This is a genomic window from Paraglaciecola sp. T6c (assembly GCF_000014225.1).
GTDB lineage: Bacteria > Pseudomonadota > Gammaproteobacteria > Enterobacterales > Alteromonadaceae > Paraglaciecola > Paraglaciecola atlantica_A.
This window is the reverse complement of sequence record NC_008228.1, coordinates 4449551-4471297: the sequence shown is the minus strand read 5'-3', so window position 1 is coordinate 4471297 and position 21747 is coordinate 4449551. Positions and strand designations below refer to the sequence as shown.

The 21747-nt window shown below is 44.3% G+C and carries 22 protein-coding genes; 16 read left to right on the top strand and 6 right to left on the bottom strand.

Annotation, left to right across the window (positions count from 1 at the left end; all coding sequences use genetic code 11):
- Window position 1 precedes the first annotated feature (1 nt).
- The 12 genes from acpS (at window position 2) to PATL_RS18940 (ending at window position 10154) form a co-directional block, all read left to right on the top strand.
- Window positions 2-382, top strand: a complete 381-nt coding sequence (gene acpS / locus PATL_RS18995; protein ID WP_011576429.1) for a holo-ACP synthase — start codon at window positions 2-4, stop codon at window positions 380-382.
- Window positions 383-657: 275 nt separating this feature from the next.
- A complete protein-coding gene (gene relA / locus PATL_RS18990; protein ID WP_011576428.1) occupies window positions 658-2820 on the top strand; it encodes a GTP diphosphokinase in 2163 nt (720 codons plus the stop codon).
- On the top strand, window positions 2820-3674 hold the full coding sequence (gene mazG, locus PATL_RS18985) for a nucleoside triphosphate pyrophosphohydrolase (protein ID WP_011576427.1): 855 nt from the start codon (window positions 2820-2822) through the stop codon (window positions 3672-3674). Before relA ends, mazG begins: the two co-directional genes overlap by 1 nt.
- Before the next feature lie 173 nt (window positions 3675-3847).
- On the top strand, window positions 3848-4150 hold the full coding sequence (locus PATL_RS18980; RefSeq protein ID WP_011576426.1) for a hypothetical protein: 303 nt from the start codon (window positions 3848-3850) through the stop codon (window positions 4148-4150).
- Between the two features lie 107 nt (window positions 4151-4257).
- On the top strand, window positions 4258-4845 hold the full coding sequence (locus tag PATL_RS18975; RefSeq protein ID WP_011576425.1) for a CBS domain-containing protein: 588 nt from the start codon (window positions 4258-4260) through the stop codon (window positions 4843-4845).
- 318 nt (window positions 4846-5163) lie between these two features.
- The gene (gene rplM / locus PATL_RS18970; protein ID WP_006991012.1) at window positions 5164-5592 is read left to right on the top strand and encodes a 50S ribosomal protein L13; all 429 of its coding nucleotides are present in this window, start codon (window positions 5164-5166) and stop codon (window positions 5590-5592) included.
- A 12-nt stretch (window positions 5593-5604) separates the two neighbouring features.
- Complete coding sequence (rpsI, locus tag PATL_RS18965) at window positions 5605-5997, top strand: 30S ribosomal protein S9 (RefSeq protein ID WP_006991013.1); 393 nt, start codon at window positions 5605-5607, stop codon at window positions 5995-5997.
- Between the two features lie 257 nt (window positions 5998-6254).
- Window positions 6255-6887, top strand: a complete 633-nt coding sequence (gene petA, locus PATL_RS18960; RefSeq protein WP_006991014.1) for a ubiquinol-cytochrome c reductase iron-sulfur subunit — start codon at window positions 6255-6257, stop codon at window positions 6885-6887.
- A gap of 1 nt (window position 6888) precedes the next feature.
- A complete protein-coding gene (locus PATL_RS18955; RefSeq protein ID WP_011576424.1) occupies window positions 6889-8157 on the top strand; it encodes a cytochrome b in 1269 nt (422 codons plus the stop codon).
- Window positions 8154-8888: a cytochrome c1 gene (locus PATL_RS18950; protein ID WP_011576423.1), complete on the top strand. Its 735-nt coding sequence runs from the start codon at window positions 8154-8156 to the stop codon at window positions 8886-8888. Before PATL_RS18955 ends, PATL_RS18950 begins: the two co-directional genes overlap by 4 nt.
- Window positions 8889-9081: 193 nt before the next feature.
- Window positions 9082-9714, top strand: a complete 633-nt coding sequence (gene sspA / locus PATL_RS18945; RefSeq protein ID WP_011576422.1) for a stringent starvation protein SspA — start codon at window positions 9082-9084, stop codon at window positions 9712-9714.
- Between the two features lie 14 nt (window positions 9715-9728).
- Complete coding sequence (locus tag PATL_RS18940; protein ID WP_011576421.1) at window positions 9729-10154, top strand: ClpXP protease specificity-enhancing factor; 426 nt, start codon at window positions 9729-9731, stop codon at window positions 10152-10154.
- Window positions 10155-10445: 291 nt separating this feature from the next.
- Here the strand turns inward: PATL_RS18940 and dolP are convergent, their stop codons facing one another.
- The 4 genes from dolP to PATL_RS18920 are packed head-to-tail and all read right to left on the bottom strand — an operon-like array spanning window position 10446 to window position 13983.
- Window positions 10446-11024, bottom strand: coding sequence for a division/outer membrane stress-associated lipid-binding lipoprotein (gene dolP, locus PATL_RS18935; protein ID WP_011576420.1), 579 nt, complete (start codon window positions 11022-11024; stop codon window positions 10446-10448).
- Between the two features lie 4 nt (window positions 11025-11028).
- Window positions 11029-11622, bottom strand: coding sequence for a phosphoheptose isomerase (locus PATL_RS18930; RefSeq protein WP_011576419.1), 594 nt, complete (start codon window positions 11620-11622; stop codon window positions 11029-11031).
- Window positions 11623-11645: 23 nt separating this feature from the next.
- On the bottom strand, window positions 11646-12020 hold the full coding sequence (locus tag PATL_RS18925) for a YraN family protein (RefSeq protein WP_041714081.1): 375 nt from the start codon (window positions 12018-12020) through the stop codon (window positions 11646-11648).
- Window positions 12007-13983, bottom strand: a complete 1977-nt coding sequence (locus PATL_RS18920) for a penicillin-binding protein activator (protein WP_011576417.1) — start codon at window positions 13981-13983, stop codon at window positions 12007-12009. The genes PATL_RS18925 and PATL_RS18920 overlap by 14 nt, the downstream gene beginning before the upstream one ends.
- 152 nt (window positions 13984-14135) lie before the next feature.
- Here PATL_RS18920 and rsmI point away from each other — a divergent pair, with 152 nt between their 5' ends.
- The 4 genes from rsmI (at window position 14136) to PATL_RS18900 (ending at window position 17680) form a co-directional block, all read left to right on the top strand.
- Window positions 14136-14981: a 16S rRNA (cytidine(1402)-2'-O)-methyltransferase gene (gene rsmI / locus PATL_RS18915; RefSeq protein WP_011576416.1), complete on the top strand. Its 846-nt coding sequence runs from the start codon at window positions 14136-14138 to the stop codon at window positions 14979-14981.
- 68 nt (window positions 14982-15049) lie between these two features.
- Entirely contained in the window at window positions 15050-15547 is a 498-nt protein-coding gene (locus PATL_RS18910; RefSeq protein WP_011576415.1) for a hypothetical protein, read from the top strand.
- Window positions 15548-15622: 75 nt separating this feature from the next.
- A complete protein-coding gene (locus tag PATL_RS18905) occupies window positions 15623-16276 on the top strand; it encodes a 2OG-Fe(II) oxygenase (RefSeq protein ID WP_011576414.1) in 654 nt (217 codons plus the stop codon).
- Between the two features lie 111 nt (window positions 16277-16387).
- The gene (locus PATL_RS18900; protein ID WP_011576413.1) at window positions 16388-17680 is read left to right on the top strand and encodes an alpha/beta hydrolase family protein; all 1293 of its coding nucleotides are present in this window, start codon (window positions 16388-16390) and stop codon (window positions 17678-17680) included.
- Window positions 17681-17783: 103 nt separating this feature from the next.
- Here the strand turns inward: PATL_RS18900 and PATL_RS18895 are convergent, their stop codons facing one another.
- A complete protein-coding gene (locus tag PATL_RS18895) occupies window positions 17784-18983 on the bottom strand; it encodes a dipeptidase (protein WP_011576412.1) in 1200 nt (399 codons plus the stop codon).
- Window positions 18984-19293: 310 nt separating this feature from the next.
- Window positions 19294-21450 carry an alpha-galactosidase gene (locus PATL_RS18890; RefSeq protein WP_011576411.1) on the bottom strand — a complete coding sequence of 719 codons (2157 nt, stop codon included), beginning with the start codon at window positions 21448-21450 and terminating at the stop codon, window positions 19294-19296.
- Window positions 21451-21747: the final 297 nt, after the last annotated feature.

Below are 21747 nucleotides of genomic sequence, written 5' to 3'. Positions count from 1 at the left end.
AATGGCGGTGATGGGATTAGGCACAGACATAATTGAAATCGGGCGTATCGAGAAGCAATTGACGCGCTCTCATCGTTTAGCACAGCGCGTATTGACCGCTACTGAACTGGCAATTTTTGACGAGCACTCGTTTCCAGCCCGCTATTTGGCTAAGCGTTTTGCCGCTAAAGAAGCTGCGGTCAAGGCATTAGGAATTGGCATAGGTAACGGCATCAGCTTTCAAGATGTTGAAGTGCACAATTTGCCCTCAGGACAACCTTTTCTGAAGTTCTACGCAAAGTTTGCCCAACTATGTGAGCAGCGTAATATTACCTCAAGCCATATCTCGATTTCAGATGAGCAGCATTACGCAATTGCCACTGTCATTTTAGAGTCCCCCTAAGACTTAATGCTATGTTTTGGTGCGCGAGGGAAATAGGGCGCACCAAAAATGCAGTATTTACATTAATGAGAGTATATTTTTGCTAGTATTAGGCATCGTTGTCGGCAATTTTCAACTGCGCACCGGCAGTAATGCAGCGAATACGATAAGTTCGCCCCAGTTATCATAGGACTTTTCCGGTTCGGTAAAGTTGGCGCATTTACTGTATATATTTATCATTTTTTCAGCCTAGGCACGCGCGTGGGTGTTAACGTTACTGAATACAAGGATACGTTATGGTTGCTATCCGTAAAGTTCATGAGTCCAAACGGCCCCCTTTCGATGAATGGTTAGATTCACTGTCCCTTTCTGATGTGTGTAAGCATAAATTACGGGAAGTGTCCGACACCCCAGAGATATTGCTTGTGGGTCAAGAAATGGTGGAAATTCTGCATGAATTACACATGGATGATGAGACGCTTCAAGCGTCGCTTGTCTACCCCTATTGCCAAACTCATGAATTAACTGAAGAGCAAATTGAAGAGCGTTTCGGTACGGGCATTCAGAAGCTCATTACTGGCGTTAGGCGTATGGACGCCATCAAGTCTTTACATACTAGAGCCAACAGCGCTCGTAAAAATGATGAAGAGCAAATAGATAACGTACGACGCATGCTGCTGGCTATGGTCGAAGATGTGAGAGCCGTCGTCATTAAACTGGCTGAGCGAATTTGCGCCTTACAACAAGTTAAAAATGAGGACGAAGAAACTCGGGTTTTAGTCGCTCGTGAATGCTCCAATATTTACGCACCACTGGCCAACCGATTGGGGATAGGACAATTGAAATGGGAGCTTGAAGACCTCTCGTTTCGGTATCTGCGCCCAGAAACATACATGCAAATAGCCAATTTATTGGATGAGCGACGCACAGACCGTCAACAATATATTGAAGATTTCGTAGAGGAATTGCAGGCAGCGTTAGATGCACAGCATATCAAGGCGAAAGTGTACGGGCGACCTAAGCATATCTACAGCATCTGGAAAAAGATGCAGAAGAAGCACCTTAGCTTTGAGCAGTTATTTGATATTCGTGCCGTGCGGGTGATCGCCGATCGATTACAAGACTGTTACGGGGCATTAGGTGTAGTGCACTCCAATTGGCAGCATATACCCCGTGAATTTGACGATTATATCGCAACGCCAAAACCCAATGGTTATCAATCGATTCATACCGTGGCGCTAGGTAAAGAAGATAAGACCATTGAGATACAAATTCGCACAGCGCAAATGCATCAAGACGCAGAGCTAGGTGTTGCTGCTCACTGGCGCTACAAAGAAGGTACAAGTAGCAGCCGCTCAGGTTATGAAGAGCGTATCAACTGGTTGCGTAAAATCCTGTTATGGCAAGAAGAAGTAGCTGAATCCGGCGACTTAGTCGAGGAATTGCGTAGTCAGGTATTCGATGATCGTGTTTATGTTTTTACGCCCAAAGGCGATGTTGTCGATTTACCACTTGGTTCTACCCCATTAGACTTCGCTTATTATATTCACAGTAATGTGGGGCACAGGTGTATTGGGGCGAAAGTGGGTGGGCGTATAGTGCCATTTACCTACGAATTACGTACGGGTGATCAGGTCGATATTTTGACCGGTAAGCAGCTCAACCCCAGCCGCGACTGGATGCACCCTGGACTTGGTTACGTTCATTCATCCCGTGCCAGGGCGAAAATTCATACCTATTTTAAGAAGCAAGACAGAGATAAAAACTTAGCCGCGGGTAAAGAAATATTTGAGCGAGAATTGCAAAAAGCCGGTATTGACAGCAAAGACATTGCACAGGCATGTACCCGCTATAACATGCATACAGTAGACGATTTGTATGCAGCAATTGGTGCGGGAGATATTCGCTTAATGCAAGTGGTGCATTATCTGCAGCAACTGCATGTGCCACCAACCGAAATTGATCCACGGATTAAACCTAAAAAACCTCAGTCGAGTAAGTTTAAAAAAGATACCGTTGTGGTGGAAGGGGTAGGAAATCTGATGACGCAGATTGCTGGTTGTTGCCAGCCCTTACCGGGGGAAACCATTCAAGGTTATATCACTCAGGGCCGCGGCGTCAGTGTACATAGAGAAGATTGCGAACAACTCAGTCACTTATTAGAGCAACATCCTGAACGAGAGATTGATGTGGACTGGGCAAGTAATATCAATGCCTCTTTCCAGACTTATATTCAGGTGTTTTGCAGTGACAGAGACGGTTTATTACGGGATATCACGACTGTACTGGCCAACGAAAAAGCTGGGTTACTAGGGGTCAATAGTGCAAGCGATGTGAAATTCGGCCTCGCACGGATTTCCCTAAGATTAGAGCTTAAAGACCTGCAGGGGCTGTCACGAGTGATAAGTCGTATTGAAGGGATAAAAGGTGTGTCAATGGTTCAGCGAACAGACAACTAATGAAACCCGAATCAGCGCCAGAGATAAACAATCAACAGGACAAGGGCTGCAATGCGAATGAATGCGCGTTAAGCGAACTGTTAAGCATTATGCGAACCTTGCGTGACCCGACTAATGGTTGCGATTGGGATAAGCAACAGACCTTCGCCAGTATTGCACCTTATACGATTGAAGAAGCATACGAAGTCGCCGATGCAATCGATAAGGGTGATATGGCAGATATTCGTGATGAACTGGGAGATTTACTCTTTCAAGTGGTGTTTTACGCCCAGATGGCTCAAGAGCAAGATGCGTTTGCTTTCGAGGATATAGCACGAGGAATATCCGCTAAGTTACGCCGTCGTCATCCGCATATATTCGCCGATGAAAACGGCAACGTCACGCTAGCAGACAAAGGCCAATGGGAGAGTATTAAAGCTCAAGAGCGCATCGCCGCGGGTAAAACGGCAGACAACAGTATTCTCGCCAACGTACCTGCAGGCATGTCGCCATTACTCCGCGCCCAAAAGCTGCAACAAAAGTGCGCGAAATTTGGTTTTGATTGGCCTGAGCTGGCGCCGGTCTTCGATAAACTTCAAGAAGAAATTGATGAAGTGATAGTGGAAGTGAATGCGCCAATGCCCGCTCAATCAGCGATTGAAGATGAAATAGGTGACGTTCTCTTTTCGGTGGTGAATTTAGCACGCCACGTTAAAGTGGATGCCCAAACGGCATTACGAAAGGCGTCTAATAAGTTTGAGCAGCGCTTTCGGCAAGTTGAGCTTATTGCGCAGCAGCAAGGGAAAGCTATTAGTGACACATCACTGGATGAGCTAGAAGTATATTGGCAGCAGGCGAAAGAACTTTCTAAATAATCTGTTGCCTTAACTTTATGTAGACCGATGTGTAATCTGCTTAGAGACAATCTATGTTGCTCTTTGTTACAAACTTTGATTTCACTTTTTACATACTCGGTGTAGATTTAAAATTTAGTCTTATAAAATTCTTATTTCCAAGAGGTGTTGGGTTTAATCAACCGCGTTAGATTATGAATAAGTTACTTGTCCTGTTATTTCCTTTGTTGTTCTCGTTACTCAGTGTTGAGGGACGAGCGGCGAGCAGTGGCAACGTAAATATCGAACGCAGTGCGTTGCTGTCAGACGTATTAGACTCACAATCTTTGCAGTTATCCCAAGAAGCGGATGACCGCGAAGAACACTTGCATATCGGATTCAAACATCCAACACTGCGCATTAAGGCCAAGCAAACACGTTTTTCAGTGGGAGCACAGGCGTCTATTGGGCAAACCGTTGGTTCAACTAGTATTCGCGCCCCGCCTTCCATTCTTTAATTTATCCATATCCAGTTCGCGCATTGTACTTAGCAATGCAGTGACATAAATTAATTGAATTAACACCCCAGCATTAGGTTACCCAATGCTGGGGGAGGAAGAAAATCATGAAAAACATCGCCCTTTACGAATTAAACCAATTAGATGAATTAGCTTGGCCTGAAACGTTTCAAGGGGTTTCCCTTGATTCCCCTGCAACGTCAGTGTTTACTGATTTCAAAAAAACAAAACCAATTGTCATTCAAGCTGATACGCCTATCTCTGAAGTAGAGCAACGTATGATCGAAGAGAAAGTACGCTTGAAAATTGTGCTTGATAGCGCCTACAAGTTTATCGGCGTGATTAGCCTTGACGACTTGAACGATCAAGAAAAAATAAAGCGCATTGCCTCTGGTATTGAGCGCCCAGACTTATGCGTTCGTCACTTTATGCGTACCAAAGCAGATCTAAAAGTGATTTTATTGCGAGAGTTGAAACGCTCTAGTGTCGGTGATTTGGTCGAAATGCTCAAAGCCAACGGTCTGCAGCATTGTTTAGTCGTTGACAGCGAAGCGCATCAGATCCGTGGCATCGTATCAGCCAGCGACTTAGCAAAAGGCTTAGGAATTGCGATGAACTTGAGTGTTAGCCCAACCTTTTTTGACATCTTTAATGAAGTTTATAGTGAAGCGCCATTGTTTAAAGCCTACGGTTAAGAGCCCAAGGCTTTTTATAATAGCAATACGAGGAATTTGCTGTGTGGTAAATTCCTCGTATTGCCAGTTGTCACTGACAAATTGAGATAATTTTTCTTGCTATACCCAGCCAAAAATGCGCAATTTCTGCTCGCGTTTCGTAAAAACATCTGTATAATTCGCGCCCTGCCCAGTTACACCCACTTTGGGAAAGTGGAAGAATCGTACGACTCGAAGGGGTCAGTGTATTGATTTTAGCGGTTTCTGAGGTTGCAAACTTCGGTTTGAAATAGCAGAAACAACGTAACATTTAGACATATATTTTTTGGGTAATATTAGATGAAAACTTTTGTTGCAAAGCCAGAAACGGTAAAACGTGAATGGTATGTGGTAGACGCCGCAGACAAAACACTAGGTCGTTTAGCGACTGAAATTGCTAGCCGTTTACGCGGAAAGCATAAGCCTGAGTACACACCTCATGTGGACACAGGGGATTACATTGTTGTGATCAACGCAGAGAAAGTAGTTGTTACCGGCAACAAAGCCAAAGGTAAAATGTACTACTCTCACACTGGTTACCCAGGCGGTCTTAAAGAGACTAACTTTGAGAAGTTACAAGCCTTCAAACCAGAGATGATCATTGAAAAAGCGGTTAAAGGTATGTTGCCAAAAGGTCCTCTTGGACGCGATATGTTCCGCAAAATGAAAGTCTTCGCTGGTCCTGAGCATAAACACGCTGCTCAACAGCCTCAAGTCTTAGACATTTAAGGAGCATAGAAAATGGCAGATACTCAATACTACGGCACTGGTCGCCGCAAAAGCTCTACCGCTCGTGTTTTCCTTCGTGCAGGTAGTGGTAACATCGTTGTTAACAAACGTCCTCTAGATGAATTCTTCGGTCGTGAAACGGCACGAATGATTGTTCGTCAACCACTTGAATTGGTTGAGATGACTGAAAAATTCGATCTATACGTCACAGTTGCTGGCGGCGGAATTAGCGGCCAAGCTGGCGCAATTCGTCACGGTATCACTCGTGCATTGATGGAATTTGATGAGACACTTCGTCCTTCTCTACGTAAAGCTGGTTTCGTAACCCGTGATGCACGTAAAGTTGAGCGTAAGAAAGTGGGTCTACATAAAGCGCGTAAGCGTCCACAATTCTCAAAACGTTAATCGTTTTTATGAATTCGAAACCCGGCTATTTGCCGGGTTTTTTTTGGCCTATTTTTGGCTAAAATGCCGTCTTGTACAAATTTCCCTCTTAAGTCTCGGTATTTCTTCGTTTTATTGACGAATTCCTTGTATTTATTGTGGGTTTTCTTTTATCATTTTCGGTTAATGACAAAACTATAACTTCTTTTAGTTCGTAAGGTATTGAAAGCCTTTTTTGCAAAGAAGTGTGAGCAAATTCAACCCTCGGAGATTATTGGATGAGCAATGTATCATTAGATGCGAATGATTCGTCTGTTACCGAAAACCAACCGCAAGACAACAATCGACGTCGCTTTTTGACTGTCGCTACGTCCGTTGTGGGTGGTGTCGGTGTCGCAGGTGCTGCTATACCTTTCATCGGTTCATGGAACCCCAGTGTGAAAGCGCGAGCAGCCGGTGCTGATGTAGAAGCAGATATAAGTAAAATCGAGCCTGGACAGCTTATTCGCGTTATTTGGCGTAGTAAGCCAGTTTGGATCACCAGACGTACACCAGAATTGCTTGAATCGTTGACCAAAATTGATGATTTATTGAAAGATCCAAATTCTGAAGAGGATCAACAACCTGAGTTCGCTCGTAATTCATATCGTTCCATTAAAGCTGAATACTCAGTGTTGGTTGGGATCTGTACTCACCTAGGTTGCTCTCCTCAACATCTAAAAGATGGCGCTTTTGAAGAGTACGTTGAAGGCGTTCCTGAAGGCTTCCATTGCCCATGTCATGGTTCTAAATTTGATATGGCTGGTCGCGTATTCAATAACGTTCCTGCACCACTTAACTTGGTTGTTCCGCCGTATATGTACTTGGACGACAACACCATTTTGATTGGTTCCGAAGAAGGGGCTGCATAATATGTTTAAAAATTTAATGGATTGGATTGAATACCGCTTACCAATTATGCGTGTGGCAAACATGCATGCGATTCAATATCCTGCACCGCGTAATATGAATTTTTGGTACGTGTTTGGCTTTCTAGCTACCATCGTACTCGTTAACCAAATCGTGACTGGTGTTTGGTTAACCATGAGTTTTGAGCCTTCAGCCGAGCGCGCATTCGCGTCAGTTGAATACATCATGCGTGATGTAGAATATGGCTGGATCTTACGTTATATGCACAGTACCGGTGCTTCTGCGTTCTTTATCGTGGTGTATTTGCACATGTTCCGCGGCATGATTTATGGTTCATACCAGAAACCACGTGAGTTGCTGTGGTTGTTCGGAATGTTCATCTACTTAGCGTTGATGGCGGAAGCGTTCATGGGGTATGTATTACCTTGGGGGCAAATGTCTTACTGGGGAGCACAGGTTATCGTATCCTTGTTTAGTGCTATTCCTGTTATTGGCCCAGATCTAGTGATTTGGATCCAAGGTGACTATGTTATCTCGGGAGCAACGCTGAACCGATTCTTTGCTTTGCACGTCATCGCGTTACCGCTGGTTATCGTTATTCTCGTGTTTTTACATATTGTTGCGCTTCACGAAGTGGGTTCGAACAACCCTGATGGAACCGACGTTAAACGTAAAAAAGGCTCACTCACAGAAGCCGAAAAAACTAAATTTAAGATGCATGAGTACTACACAGATAAGTACGACATCATTGATGATATCGTACCTTTCTTCCCGCATATTGTGCTTAAAGACTTGGTGGCGTTCAGCCTGTTCTTAATCGCTTTTTGCTATGTCATGTTCTTCAACCCAGGAATGGGCGGCTATTTCTTAGAGCACCCTAACTTTGAAATTGCTAACCCGCTTAAAACACCTGAGCACATTTTCCCTGTTTGGTATTTCACGCCTTTCTATGCAATTTTGAAAGCCGTACCGCATAAACTGGGTGGTGTAATTTGTATGTTCGCAGCGATTGTGGCATTGGCGCTATTGCCTTGGATTGACCGTGGACGTGTTAAGTCTTGGCGTTACCGCTGTGGCTTGCACCGTTGGAACCTGCTCGTATTTGCCGGCGTGTTTATCTTCCTAGGCTACCTAGGTGGTACACCTCAAGAAGCGTGGAAAATTATTGCTTCGCAAATTTTGACCATAATGTATTTCGGCTTTTTCTTCTTACTGTGGATATACAGTAAAAACGAAAGAACCAAGCCAGTTCCAGCGAGGATTACAGGATGAAGAAGTTAATACTCGTTTTAGCATTTTTATTGCCAAATGCAGTATTCGCAGCAGGCGGCGGTGCTCACTTAGACACCGCTGACTACGACTTAACAGACAAGGCATCGTTGCAAAACGGCGCCAAGATCTTTCAGAACTACTGTTTGGGTTGTCACCAAATGCAGTACCAACGTTATCAGCGTGCGTTCGAAGATTTAGGTATCCCTGTTGAGCTTGGTCAAGAGAACTTACAGTTCACAGGCGAAAAGCCCGGCGAGTATATTAAAAATGGTATGCCTGCTGATGCTGCAGCTAAGTGGTTCGGTGCGCCGCCTCCAGATTTGACTCTGGTAGCTCGTGTACGTGGTGCTGATTGGTTGTATACCTATCTACGTACGTTCTACGTCGACGAGAGTCGTCCGTTTGGTGTGAATAACCTAGTGTTCCCTGAAGTGGGTATGCCACATGTATTGCAAGAGTTGCAAGGTGTTCCTCGCAAGACGACTGAAGAGCATATGGTCGACGGCGAAATGGTCGAACGCTATGTAGGTATCAAATCTGATGGTTCTGGGGAATTGAGCCCAGAAGAATATGACGGTGCCGTTTTGGACTTAGTGAACTACCTGGTTTACACAGGTGAGCCTTCACGCTTAGAGTCTGAGAGTATCGGTCGCTGGGTCTTAATATTCTTGTTGGTGTTCTTCGTACTTATTTACTTACTGAAGAAAGATTATTGGAGAGATGTGCATTAATTCTACAAAAGTTAATGTATAATCCGCAAAATTTTAAGGGGCCCCGTGCCCCTTTCTTATCACTGGTAGATTAATTTACCGTTTTGCTGTTGATGCAGCCTCAACCAGGGTGCAAAAACAGTAATATTGGATATTTCAGCAGGCTTTATTGTAAATATAAACAGCTGGATATCTGAATTTAGGAGGAAGCTTAATGGCTGTAGCCACAAATAAACGTTCTATCATGACGTTGTTCTCAGACACCATTGATATCTATAGTCATCAAGTGCGTATCGTACTTGCTGAAAAAGGTGTTGGAGTAGAAATCAGCTATATCGAGAAAAACAACTTGTCTGAAGATTTAATTGATTTAAATCCTTATGGCACGGTACCAACCTTGGTTGACAGAGAATTGGTACTTTATAATTCTCATATCATCATGGAATATTTGGACGAGCGTTTTCCTCACCCTCCATTGATGCCTGTATATCCTGTATCTCGTGGCCAAAGCCGCTTGACTATGCACCGCATTCAGAATGATTGGTATGTACTTGCTGAGCAAATTCTAGCGGGTAAAGGCGATGTAGCCGCTGCACGTAATGAATTGCGTGAAGCGTTGTTGAGCTTGGCACCATTGTTCGCAGAGACGCCGTTCTTTATGAGTGAAGAATTCAGTCTCGTAGATTGTTATCTTGCTCCATTATTGTGGCGTTTGCCGTCTCTTGGTATTGAATTGACGGGCACTGGCGCAAAAGATGTACGCACTTATATGAATCGCATTTTCGAAAGAAGTTCGTTCAAAGCATCTTTGACGGACCAAGAACGCGAAATTCATAACCCTCTTTAGTGGGAAATGACAATATGACATCAAATCAGCCTTATTTACTCCGTGCATTCTACGAATGGATTGTGGATAACAATTTGACGCCTTATATCGTGGTTGATGCACATGTTTCAGGTACATTAGTGCCACAAGAACATGTTCGTGATGGTCAGATAGTACTTAATGTTTCTCCCGCCTCTTGTGGCAAGTTGTTACTAGGCAACGACGAAATTACCTTTGATGCTCGTTTCGGCGGTGTGCCACGTAATATCGTTGTTCCATGTAAGGCGGTTTTGGCGATTTACGCCAAAGAAAATGGTGCAGGTACGGTGTTTACACCTGAAGACGATTTTGAGGGCGACGGCAGTGATTTAACGCCAACACCCGTTCAATCATCAGATTCACCAGAAAAGGCGCCAGCCCCAAGTAAAAAGGGTAAACCCAATTTAACCATTGTTAAGTAAAGTGTTACACGTTAGAAAAAGGTGCCAAAAGGCACCTTTTTTTGTGTTTATTGTTCGACAGCTAGCATGCCAGTGCTCTTGCATGAACACATGAAAGCCCAATACTAATTGCAGTGAACAATTCACTTCTCAGGGAAAAACTTAAAAGGACTTAGTCAAGGCGCTTGAATGACCTAACAGTAAAGGTTTAAAAAATAGCTACGAAACAAAGTAAAAAGTACCTTATGAGGCCGATGTAAAGCGCTCCATGGATTTAACAGGCAGCGCTTTTAATGTAGCCGTTATGTACTGCTAGAGGTATTCAAATGCTTTAATGACTTGTTTCACGCCATCAATATTACGCGCCACTGTGGCTGCTATTTCTGCTTCTTTAGTGCTAACCAAACCCATTAGGAAAACCTCGGAGTTTTCAACCGCCACATGAATGTGAAAGCCGTCTATCCGCTTGTCTGCCACTAGGTTGGCTTTGATTTTAGAGGTTAGCCATACGTCATGGGTGGTGGTGCTGGCTGAAACTGGCGAGCCCAGTCGAATTTGATTGTGCAATTTTTCTATATTTTTCACAGATGTCGCGGCCACTTGGGCTTGATTGATCAAGGCTTCATTCGGTGCTTGTCCGACTAACAAGACGGACCCGTTAAAAACGTGAACATGGATATTCGCTTGCTCGTCAATAGCTTTATTGTCAGACAAGGCGATAGAGATACGACTTGAAACGGTTTTATCGTCAAGCTGAGTGCCTAATGAACGACGATCGTGGGCAGCAGAAGCCGCACCGACCCCAGCGCCTACCACTAGTGCAGCGCAGCCTTGTAAAAGGCTAAGGGCTAACAATGTACTGATAAGTAATTTAGGATGATAATTTAACACGTCATTATTCCTGTGAAGTTTCTGGGAAAAGACAATCGTCTACCCCTTCGCATAAGTTATGGATAACCAATAGATGTACTTCGTGAATACGCACGGCGCGACTTGATGGAACACGGATTTCCACGTCATTCGGGCCAAGTAACCCTGCCATTTCACCGCCATCCAGCCCGGTTAACGCAACAATGGTCATATCGCGACTCAAAGCGGCCTCCATGGCGCTAATAACGCTTCTAGAGGCGCCATTAGGTGATATGGCCAGTAGTATATCGCCTGTTTGCCCTAGGGCGCGTACCTGTTTAGAAAACACTTCGTCATAGCTGTAGTCATTGGCAATAGACGTCATAGTTGAGGTGTCTGTGCTTAGCGCAATGGCGGGTAAGCTAGGTCTCTCTCGCTCGTATCGATTCAGCATTTGAGAAGCAAAACTTTGGGCATGGGCTGCCGAACCACCGTTACCGCAAGACAGTATTTTATTTCCGTTGATAAGTGCATTAACCATCATTTGCGTGGCAAGTGCAATGGGCTCAGGTAGTTCTTCTAACGAAGCAATCATAGTTTGAATGCTCTCGGTAAAATTGGCTTTAACACTCTCTAACATTCATGCTCCAGTGCGCGTTGTTGTTATACATACTTTAACCAACTGATTTTATCATTGTTGTTACTTAATACATCTATGCCGACTATATCAATTCTATGGGCGATTAACGAAGGATTCAGCTTATTGTCTAGCATGTAATGCTGTATAGCAGACTCGAATTTACGTCGTTTGTGGGGATGGAAAAACTCCACTGCGCTGCCAAACTGTTGTCCGCTACGGTATTTGACCTCAACGAAGACTAGTTCTTGATGGTCGCGCATGATGATATCAATTTCGCCGCTTCGGCAGCGGTAATTTTGCGTCACTAACGTAAGCCCTTGCTGCTTTAAATAAGCTAATGCCTGGGCTTCGCCTTGCGCGCCCTTCATTAAAGAGCGCAACGGGTTAGTCCATGGCAATGGGGATGACCCGGTCTTGCGCTACTTTCGCCCAGGGCAATACGCGGTGAACTTCCCCATCCGCACTGATACTTAACTCGCCACTTAAGCCTTTCACCGAAGTGATCGGCAGGAGTTTCAAATGGCGCAGCTTAGGCACTAGGTTATAGGCATCGTAACCAAGAGCAAATAGACGTAACAAACTATCTTGGGTTTGAGGCCATAAGGCCTGGGTATCATTTGCTAAGTCTTGCCATGGGTTATTGGGCATCATCCATGGCATATCAATAAAGGTTAAATTGCGTAAATCTCGAATACTGTTTTTGTTCAATTCCAGGGTGTAACTTCTTGATGAGGCGAAAACGGAGATTTCGCGAGCGGCGAAAGGACTCAAGCTCGACTCAATAATAGGATTAAGTAATTCAGTCTGTTCCGGGTTGGCAAACAAAATTATCGCATCTACATCCCGGCGATTGCGCTCTACTGCGTACACTTCACTAGTGGTAAGTAGTTCTATTTGTTTCATGCGCTGGCGGCTTTGGGCTACATCTAATAACTCAGACACCAACTTGCGCATATTTTTACTATCGGTAAAGGTGCCTGTTGCGGGGACAACGTAATCTTGTTGTTGGTCATTCTGTTGCCATTGTTGAATGAAAGCCTCAGACATGCGCTGGGTGGTACTGGTGTCAGCCGCTAATACTATGGGGTGACGCAGGCCTAGGTCATGGATGTGCTTGGCCAATTGAATGGCTTCATCTTCAGGGGCTAGTGAAAAGTAAAACACTTCTGGCGATGCTGCGGGAAGTGTTTCAAACGCGTTATTAACATCTGGCAGTGTTATGTTTTCTGCCGGCACTGCTTGATCCACAATGATGTTATCGACTAATGTATTGTCCGTCGTTTTATTTTCGATAATAGAGTCAATACGATTTAGCGCTAATACCGATTTATTGGCTGGTAACAACGCTATTAATTGAGCAATCTTCTCTTTTAGTAGCGGCCCAATAATCGTATCGTAGTCAGTGACCTGTTCACTCAACTCCTCGGGTATTTTTAAGGCTGAATCAAAAAACTGTAATTCAATGTTCTGGGTTGAAGCTTGGCTATTTGACGTTGACGCGCTATTCAAATGAGCTAGGTACGCTGCAATAATTCCGTCTTTAATTGCGTTCCCTTGGCTAGAAAGCCTACCCGTCAGCGGTAGCAATACTGCCACTCGCTTAGGCGTTATAGTGTCTTGCTCCATGGCGTTGACTAACGCCTCCGGGAGTACTTCAGATAAGGGGTGGGATGAATGCTTATTTTGCCACTGGTTGACCTGAACTTTTAGTCTTTGAGGCTGCGTGCCTAGCTGTTGAATAATCGTTTTAAGTTCAATCCATGACTTGAGCCTGGGCTCATCTATCACGGCTTGCTTTTCTTGCTTGTTGGTTAGATTGCCAATCGCCCGCCATAATCTAAGGCTATTTTCTTGATTGAGGTTGCCAGCGGCTAATAAATTTTCACTCGCGGCTAACCAAGCATGTTGCTGTTCGTCAATAAGGGCCTGTAATTCACTGAGCTGAGCTGACTCATGTTTGCTTTTAAGCAATTTATTCACAAGCTTTTGTGCTTGGGATACCGCAGGGGTAGGCAGTTGCATATAACACTGTGCCAACAGCAATTGAGCTTCAGATTGAAGGTCAGGGTGAATAAGTTCAGGCGTAAGGATATTAAGCAACTTTATACTGGCATTGCAATTATCTTCTTGCTGTAAAACAGACGCGGCTTGCAATATCAATCTATTACGCTGAGTAGTGTCACCCGTCTCGGCAAACTGACGTTGCGCTTGGTTTAGGTAATATTGACTGTTAAGCTCACGGTCTGGTTGCACTACCTTGATATCTGGTCGTTTTACCGCGTTTTTTTTGTTCGGCGTATCTGCACAGGAGGCCATAAAAACGACTAGGCTAACAACCACTACCGACCTGATTAATTTCATTTACAGTGCACTCACTTAACATCTTGATAATTCGCCCGTTAGTTTATACCAACGCTGATAAATATCTACCTACTCAGAGCTTAGGGAAATGGGACGTTACAAGGTAAAATAGCGGCATCAATGTCCAACGGCATATTTAAAAGGCATACAAAGTGGCAAATTTCGGAAAGCTCTTCATCGTTCCTACTCCTATCGGTAATTTAGAAGATATTACTCTGCGCGCAATTCGTACCTTAAATGAGGTGGATTTGATTGCAGCAGAAGATACGCGCCATAGCCAAAAACTCATGCAGCACTTTGATATCTCTACACGCTTAATTTCATTACATGATCACAACGAAACTCAGCGGGCGGCACAATTAATTGAAAAGTTGCAACAAGGTTTAAATATTGCGCTTATCTCTGATGCGGGCACACCGTTAATTAGCGATCCGGGTTACGGATTGGTGAATCAATGTAGGGCAAACCGTGTTGATGTAATCCCTTTACCTGGTGCATGCGCGGCAGTCACAGCATTAAGTGGTGCGGGACTCGCTACCGACAGATTTCGTTTCGAAGGCTTTTTGCCGGCCAAACAACAAGCAAAAATTCAAGCGCTAGAGTCAATTGAGCGTGAGACTGCTACCAGCGTATTTTATGAATCCCCGCGCAGAATTGCTGATACGGTGCAGGGCGTTGTTGATGTGCTAGGGGCTGAACGCAAGGTGGTGGTAGCCAAAGAGCTGAGTAAGACCTTCGAGACCTTCTATTCAGGTACGGCAGGTGAAGCCCTTGAGTGGTTGCATGCGGATTCGAATCATCAACGAGGTGAGTTCGTGCTGATGATTGCGGGACACAAATCTGATGTAAGCGATATTCCAGAAGAGGCATTGAAGTTGCTTAAGTTATTGATGGCTGAATTGCCACCCAAGAAAGCAGCTGCCATTGTTGCTCAGCAATATGGCTTAAAAAAGAATACCTTGTATCAAATTGGTTTAGAGTTTGGCAGTGAGTCATAACGTTATTGTACAAAAACTTTTAGCATGGAAGTGGCGTTGGAAGGTATGAATGGAGGAGTCTAAATTTAGTGCGCAGTAGTATGATTTCACCTATCATCCTCGACATTGAGGCAAGCGGATTTGGTGCCAGTAGTTATCCTATTGAAGTGGGCGTTGCACTGGACCCAGATACACGCTTCTGCCGACTTATTCGCCCGCAAAATGACTGGCAACATTGGAGCGAAGAGGCACAAGGGCTACATGGCATCAGTCGGAGTATGTTGCTTGAAAAAGGTGCGCCTGTACATCAAGTATGTATCGAACTTAATCAACTGCTGAATGGACTCACTGTTTATTCCGATGGGTGGGTGGTAGATAGTCCATGGTTATCGCGCTTATATGAGAGTGCAGGCATGAGCATGTCTTTCGAATTAAGTCAGCTTGAAATGATATTAAATGAACATCAGATGGATATTTGGCATTTGGCAAAGTCCCGAATTTTATCTGAAACAGGAGAGCAACGTCATCGCGCGAGTTTTGATGCTTCTATTATTTTACAAACCTATTTAGCCACACGTAACATTTAATTTAACTGCCAATACTGGCGCGCTCGCAAGAGTGTAACCCTCGGCCTTTCAGCCATCCATTAGGATTCCAAATACATGCAAACACATGAAGCCGGTTGCTTAAATGAGCAAGTGATCGTGTATATCTGTGAGCAGCTTACCATTTCAGGTTACTGCGTTGTTTCTGACTTTTTACCAGAGCTGGTGATAAATGCACTTTATCTTGAAGCGAGTAGTGATTCGCGCCTCAACTTTAAGCAAGCAGCCATCGGCCGTGAGCAACTTCAACAAGTGAATACCGGTGTGCGCAGTGACAGTATTGCGTGGATTAACAGTCAAAGTGAATCTCAAGGCTTATTTTTAAAGTTGATGGAAAACCTGAGAATAGACATAAATCGGCGTTTATTTTTAGGATTATTCGATTACGAAAGCCATTATGCTCATTACGGCCCAGGTGATTTTTATAGACGTCATGTGGATGCTTTTAAAGGAAACAGTAATCGTCTGCTTAGCAGTGTTGTGTATTTAAACGCTGATTGGGTTAAAGCTGATGGAGGGGAATTACTTATGTTTCATGATGATCAAGTATCACCTTTTTTGATAGTAGAGCCTACTTTTAACCAATGTATTATTTTTTTGAGTGAGCAATTTCCTCATGAAGTCCGCGCGGCTAAAAGGGATCGGTACAGTATTGCGGGATGGTTTCGCACCAACAATAGCATCGGTGGACAAATCGATCCTCCGCGCTAAACATATTTGAATACAAGATCTGTGTTGCTTTAAATATTACAAATAATATAAATTCTATAATAAGCCAATGAGCGTGACGATAATTCGAAAAAAGACATAAATAAGAGAAAAATGAAGATATTTAATCCTACTGCACTCCTTACAGCACTGACCATGATATCGGCGAGTTGCTTCGTTCACGCGGACGAACAGCTATATACTGTCCAGCCATCTATTACACCGGAACTTGCATTTGCAGGGCAATACACAGTTGGTGTGCAAACGCTCAACGTAACCCACGAAAAGCAACTTGATACGCAGACGTTTACATCACGTAAAGACCGCCCACTGACCTTAGAGGTGTGGTATCCAGCCGATCCTAAAGCGACTGCAGCCTCAACTGCTACTTATGAAAACGTCACCCGTCTGCACAAACCCTTTAGCTTAATAGGTACGGCTCATCGAAACGCTGCTCCTCAATCATCAGGTCAATTTCCTTTAGTTGTGCTGTCTCATGGTTATACTGGCTATCGAACGATCATGTATTATCTTGGTGAACATTTAGCCAGTCATGGCTATATCGTTGTAGGTATTGACCATACAGACTCGACCACTGGGGATGTAGATTTCGTAAATTCAGGTTTCTCTGGTTTTCCTAGCACTTTAATAAACCGGGCGCGGGACCAGCAATTTGTGCTCGATTATTTTAGCCAAGACAGTTCAGACATCGCTAAGATCGCTGATACCGACGATGCAGCAGTCATTGGCTATTCCATGGGCGGCTTTGGTGCAATCAATACTATTGGTGCTTGCTACGACTTTCATCAAGAGGGGTTACAACGTCTGGGTTTCCCTGAAGATGCGGCCAAACAACTATTGCCGGTATTTAATAGTTGCAATGGGGGACGGGAGTCAGTGGACCCTCGCTGGAAAGCGATGATTGCTTTCGCACCTTGGGGCGGTGAAACCTCTGTACATGATGCGAAATCGATGGCGAATATTACGGTTCCAAGTCTTTATGTATCAGGGGATCAGGATGATGTATCCGGCTATGAAGACGGTGTTAAAAAACTTTTTGAACAAACCGGTAGTGATAACAAGTATCTGATGGTGTTTGAAAATGCACGGCATAACATTGCGCCACATCCAGCACCTAAAGTGGCATATGAAACTGACGCTGACCTAGGCCATTACATTGAGCCTAGTTGGGACAACGAGCAGCTTAACCGCATCAATGAACACATGAGTTTGGCATTTTTAGATTGTTTCGTGAAAAATGACCAGAGCAAATGCGCCTACTTACCCACGCGCGACAATGCTACTCAGATGAAAGATAGTGACGGTAAACTTAGCGAGGCATGGCCAGGGTTCGCTGATCGCTGGGCAACAGGAATTCGCTTTTACCGCGGCAAAAACGCCAAGTAGGGTTAGGGTATTTAGTCAGACAATATTGGATTGAATAAAAGCTAATTCATTACAAAGCCCGTTCAGCGAGTCGTAAACGGGCTTTTTATTATGCGTAAGTTAATTAATGCTGTTCTGCGTAAGTTTCCACTGCTTGCCAAACACGTAAGAAATTACCACTTAGTATTTTCTTGATATCCGCTTGTGAGTAATCTCGATCCATTAAACCTTGTACCAAATTGGGATAGGTAGACACGTCCTTCAAGCCTTCTGGCAATGAGTCACCTACACCGTCATAATCTGAACCAATACCCACATGGTCAATGCCGATAAGTTCGACTACGTGGTCAATGTGATCTAGCACGGTATCCACGTTGGCGAACGGGAAGGGGTTTTTAGCCGTGTATTCTTCATCAAAAGCAGTGACTAATGGACTGTCTTTACCTTCTTTTTCCACAAGCGCTTTACGCTTAGCCGTCATCTGATTACGCCAGTTTTGTGAAATTTTGCTGACAAAAGTAGAGCCAAAGTTGATTTGAATGACACCGCCGTTATCACCTAGGGCTTTGATCATGTCATCGTCCATATTACGTTCGAAGCCTGGGGTGAACTTACGTAATGAAGAGTGAGAAGCGATAACAGGCACCTTGCTCACTTCGATAGCTTGATAGAATGCTTTATCAGATACGTGCGAAATATCTACCATTACGCCTATGTTATTCATTTCTTCGACCAAGGTTTTACCAAAAGGGCTCAAGCCCTTCCATTTACGACGGATATCGTAAGAAGAGTCAGCAATATGGTTGCTTTGGGAATGAGCGAGGGTGATATAGCGAATACCGCGCTCATAAAATGTTTTAAGATTATCCAAGTCACCTTGAATAGGAGAGCCATTCTCCATCCCCATGGGCAATGAAATCAAACCTTGTTTAAACTGCTCTCTTACATCCGCAACGCTCTTCGCAATCGCAAATTTATCCGGTGCACGCCCGACAATCGCCTCTACATAATCAATCAGTTTATGGGCAAGCGCAGTGGACTCATCAGAATCATCAAGGCTGGCGGGCACATAAATAGACATAAAAGGCGCATTTAAACCACCTGCTTTTGCTCGTGGATAGTCAAAATCGCCGCCATCAGTGGACTGTGTAACATCGACCCATTTTTCACTGACGCGATAGGGCACATCTATATGCGAATCTATCAGAATGGTGTCTTGGGCTAGCTGAGTTGCCTTTTCTGACGCCTGATAGGCTGCGCTCACCGGGCTCGAAAAAGCCAGTGTGCAGGCAATAAATAATGCAGTTCTATGTAAGGTGTTCATGTCGTTCCTTTGTTTGAATTTTTATTTAGTGTGTTTTTATTGCTTTTGCACTTACTCGCGCAGGTGATTTACATGCTAGGCATATCCCCTGATACGCTTTATACATTTCAGCGTATTCAGTGATGGTATAAAGGAAGCTAGGGTAATGTAAAGCATGAGGTAATACGTGGGCGTGTATATCTCAGCGTGAAAATAACAGAGCGAATTTGCTAAATTGGAAAAATAGCATACTAGCGTAGAGGAAGTTAGAGTCAGAAGGAAACAGAAACCGCGCTAGCCAAATCAGCAAGCGCGGCACAAATCTAATGCGTTACACTTTTGTAAGATGGAACAACAAACTGCTTTGTGGCGTCAACAATGGCATTTGCATACCCAATTGCATCAATAATTCACCACTAAAGACTTGACCATCAACAGCACCAAGGTGATTAACGAAACCAAACAGACCAGATTTTGGCCATTTGTCAGTGTTCTTTATTGGCCAAATGATATCGAGCTTGTATTGGCTGTTCTTGTCTAAACCTGCAAACTTATATTGATCCGGCAGGGTGGCCGAGCTGCATGCTACTAAACTGTACGAGAACAGTGCTTGTGACTTGTCTTTGGCAACGATACCTAGCCCATTCATATAGGCCGGAAGCTCTAAGCGGAACAAATCGCCGCTGTGCACTAATGCTCGATGTTGTTTGTATAAGTCGGTCATAGCTTTGAGCTCGACTTTCTCGGCATCTGTTAGCTCACGTAAATCCATTTCCATGCCCATGTGGCCGAACAAGGTCACTGAAGCGCGCATTTCCATTGAAACAGTGCGGTGGGTAATGTGACACTCTCTTGGGCCTACGTGTGAGCCCATTAGCTCTGAAGGCAAGAAATACGAGAAACCATTTTGAATTTTTAGGCGCTCAAGTGCGTCGTTAGAATCTGAAGTCCATACGCGGTCAGTGCGCGCCAGTACGCCATAGTCAGCACGACCGCCACCCGATGCACAGCTTTCAACTTCCACTTGCGGATGGGCTTCACGAATTTTATCCAATAAGCGATACACCGCATGTATTTGATTATGGCCACCTGGCTTACCGCTATGGTTGCCTTGATGGTTCAAATCACGGTTCATGTCCCATTTTACGTAGCTAATATCATATTCTGATAACAAAGAGTCTAAACGCTCGAACAAATATTCGAATACTTCTGGGCGAGATAAATCGAGCACCAATTGATTACGGCAGTCTATTTGCTTGCTGACTTCGTTGCCTAACACCCACTCAGGGTGCTGGCGGTATAGGTCACTATCTGGGTTGACCATTTCTGGCTCGAACCACAAGCCAAATTCTAAGCCTTGGGCTTTGACATGCTCAATAACAGGCGTTAACCCTTCTGGGTAAAACGCTTTGTCCACGTACCAGTCTCCTAACCCTGCTGTGTCATCGTTACGGCCAATAAACCAACCATCATCTAATACAAAACGCTCGGCGCCCATTTCTGCGGCTCTTTCGGCCAAGTCTTTCAGTGTGTCTACGTCGTGGTTGAAGTAGATGCCTTCCCAAGTGTTGTAATGCACCGGTCGAGGTTTGTCGTGCACGCTTTGGCGAATGATATGCGTGCGCACATATTGATGAAACTGCTGAGATAAAGCTGATAAGCCTTGGTCTGTGTAACTGGCAAACAGAGTTGGCGTCTGGTAACTCTGATTTTTACTTAACACTATTTCACCCGGAAATAACAACTCGCCCATCTGCACATAAGAGCGACCATCAGCCATTTTTTCAGCGACGATTTTGTGATTACCACTCCAACCTAAATGAAAACCATAGGCTTCACCTTGAGCTTGATTGGTGGTTTTAGGGTGCAACAATAGGGCTGGATAGCTGTCGTGTGAGGTTTTGCCACGACGATTTTCGCGCACGTATGAGCCAAAGAATTTATCCAGCGAGTGTTGTTGAAACTCACCCGCCCAATGGCCTTCAAAGCCGATAATTTGATCAAAGTCCGCTGGGGTTGGAATAGTGGCTGCTGCGCACCAGTCAAGCGTGATGGTTTGCTCAGTGATGTTATTTAAAGCGGTATCAAAAGTCAGTACATCTGTGTCTTGGTCTAGTTTTATGGTGACAACGACTTCAACACCGCGAGCGGCATCTATGCTGGTAAGCGTGACGCTGTATTCATTATTCTGTGTCACTTTCTTTAACTTAGGGTTCGCAGCCCACTGGTCGCTGCCGCCATGCAAACTTAGCCCAGGTAACCCAGTAAAGCCTTGGCCGGATGTAGGTGTGATGCATAGGTCAAGTTCAACAATAGGGGAGACGGGCGCTTCTTGACGTAAGCGAAGCGCGCGCATCATATCGCCAGTGGATTGTTCTGACAGCTTAGCGCGCCAGTAAATTATTTGTGGTGTTTCATACCCGACGTCTAAAACTAGGCTGCTCTTTTGCCCATGAAGGGCAATGAATTGTGCTGCATGTTGCGTCATATAGGGTCCTTAAATAAAGTAAATTTGTTCAGAATAAAGTGAATAGGACATTTTACTCGGTTTTAAAAGCATATAAATAGTATTATTTAACTTTCGGTAACATTCTGTGCACTGGGTGAGATACATTTCATGTGAGCTATCAGTGCTAGAGGGCATTAAATTCAAGGATTACGTAAGTTTTACCTTTCATTAACCCAAGCCAAAAGCAGACTTATAATTATCAACTAAGCTGATTAAGAACGTTTTCACTTGAGTCTGGGAAATACACTTTTTTTAAAGATAACCAGATGAAAAATA

What these genes read in the sequence shown, in the direction of transcription:
- acpS (WP_011576429.1), top strand. Translation starts at nt 2, where the DNA reads ATGGCGGTGATGGGATTAGGCACAGACATAATTGAAATCGGGCGTATC.
- relA (WP_011576428.1), top strand. Translation starts at nt 658, where the DNA reads ATGGTTGCTATCCGTAAAGTTCATGAGTCCAAACGGCCCCCTTTCGAT.
- mazG (WP_011576427.1), top strand. Translation starts at nt 2,820, where the DNA reads ATGAAACCCGAATCAGCGCCAGAGATAAACAATCAACAGGACAAGGGC.
- PATL_RS18980 (WP_011576426.1), top strand. Translation starts at nt 3,848, where the DNA reads ATGAATAAGTTACTTGTCCTGTTATTTCCTTTGTTGTTCTCGTTACTC.
- PATL_RS18975 (WP_011576425.1), top strand. Translation starts at nt 4,258, where the DNA reads ATGAAAAACATCGCCCTTTACGAATTAAACCAATTAGATGAATTAGCT.
- rplM (WP_006991012.1), top strand. Translation starts at nt 5,164, where the DNA reads ATGAAAACTTTTGTTGCAAAGCCAGAAACGGTAAAACGTGAATGGTAT.
- rpsI (WP_006991013.1), top strand. Translation starts at nt 5,605, where the DNA reads ATGGCAGATACTCAATACTACGGCACTGGTCGCCGCAAAAGCTCTACC.
- petA (WP_006991014.1), top strand. Translation starts at nt 6,255, where the DNA reads ATGAGCAATGTATCATTAGATGCGAATGATTCGTCTGTTACCGAAAAC.
- PATL_RS18955 (WP_011576424.1), top strand. Translation starts at nt 6,889, where the DNA reads ATGTTTAAAAATTTAATGGATTGGATTGAATACCGCTTACCAATTATG.
- PATL_RS18950 (WP_011576423.1), top strand. Translation starts at nt 8,154, where the DNA reads ATGAAGAAGTTAATACTCGTTTTAGCATTTTTATTGCCAAATGCAGTA.
- sspA (WP_011576422.1), top strand. Translation starts at nt 9,082, where the DNA reads ATGGCTGTAGCCACAAATAAACGTTCTATCATGACGTTGTTCTCAGAC.
- PATL_RS18940 (WP_011576421.1), top strand. Translation starts at nt 9,729, where the DNA reads ATGACATCAAATCAGCCTTATTTACTCCGTGCATTCTACGAATGGATT.
- PATL_RS18930 (WP_011576419.1), bottom strand. Translation starts at nt 11,622, where the DNA reads ATGTTAGAGAGTGTTAAAGCCAATTTTACCGAGAGCATTCAAACTATG.
- PATL_RS18920 (WP_011576417.1), bottom strand. Translation starts at nt 13,983, where the DNA reads ATGAAATTAATCAGGTCGGTAGTGGTTGTTAGCCTAGTCGTTTTTATG.
- PATL_RS18905 (WP_011576414.1), top strand. Translation starts at nt 15,623, where the DNA reads ATGCAAACACATGAAGCCGGTTGCTTAAATGAGCAAGTGATCGTGTAT.
- PATL_RS18900 (WP_011576413.1), top strand. Translation starts at nt 16,388, where the DNA reads ATGAAGATATTTAATCCTACTGCACTCCTTACAGCACTGACCATGATA.
- PATL_RS18895 (WP_011576412.1), bottom strand. Translation starts at nt 18,983, where the DNA reads ATGAACACCTTACATAGAACTGCATTATTTATTGCCTGCACACTGGCT.
- PATL_RS18890 (WP_011576411.1), bottom strand. Translation starts at nt 21,450, where the DNA reads ATGACGCAACATGCAGCACAATTCATTGCCCTTCATGGGCAAAAGAGC.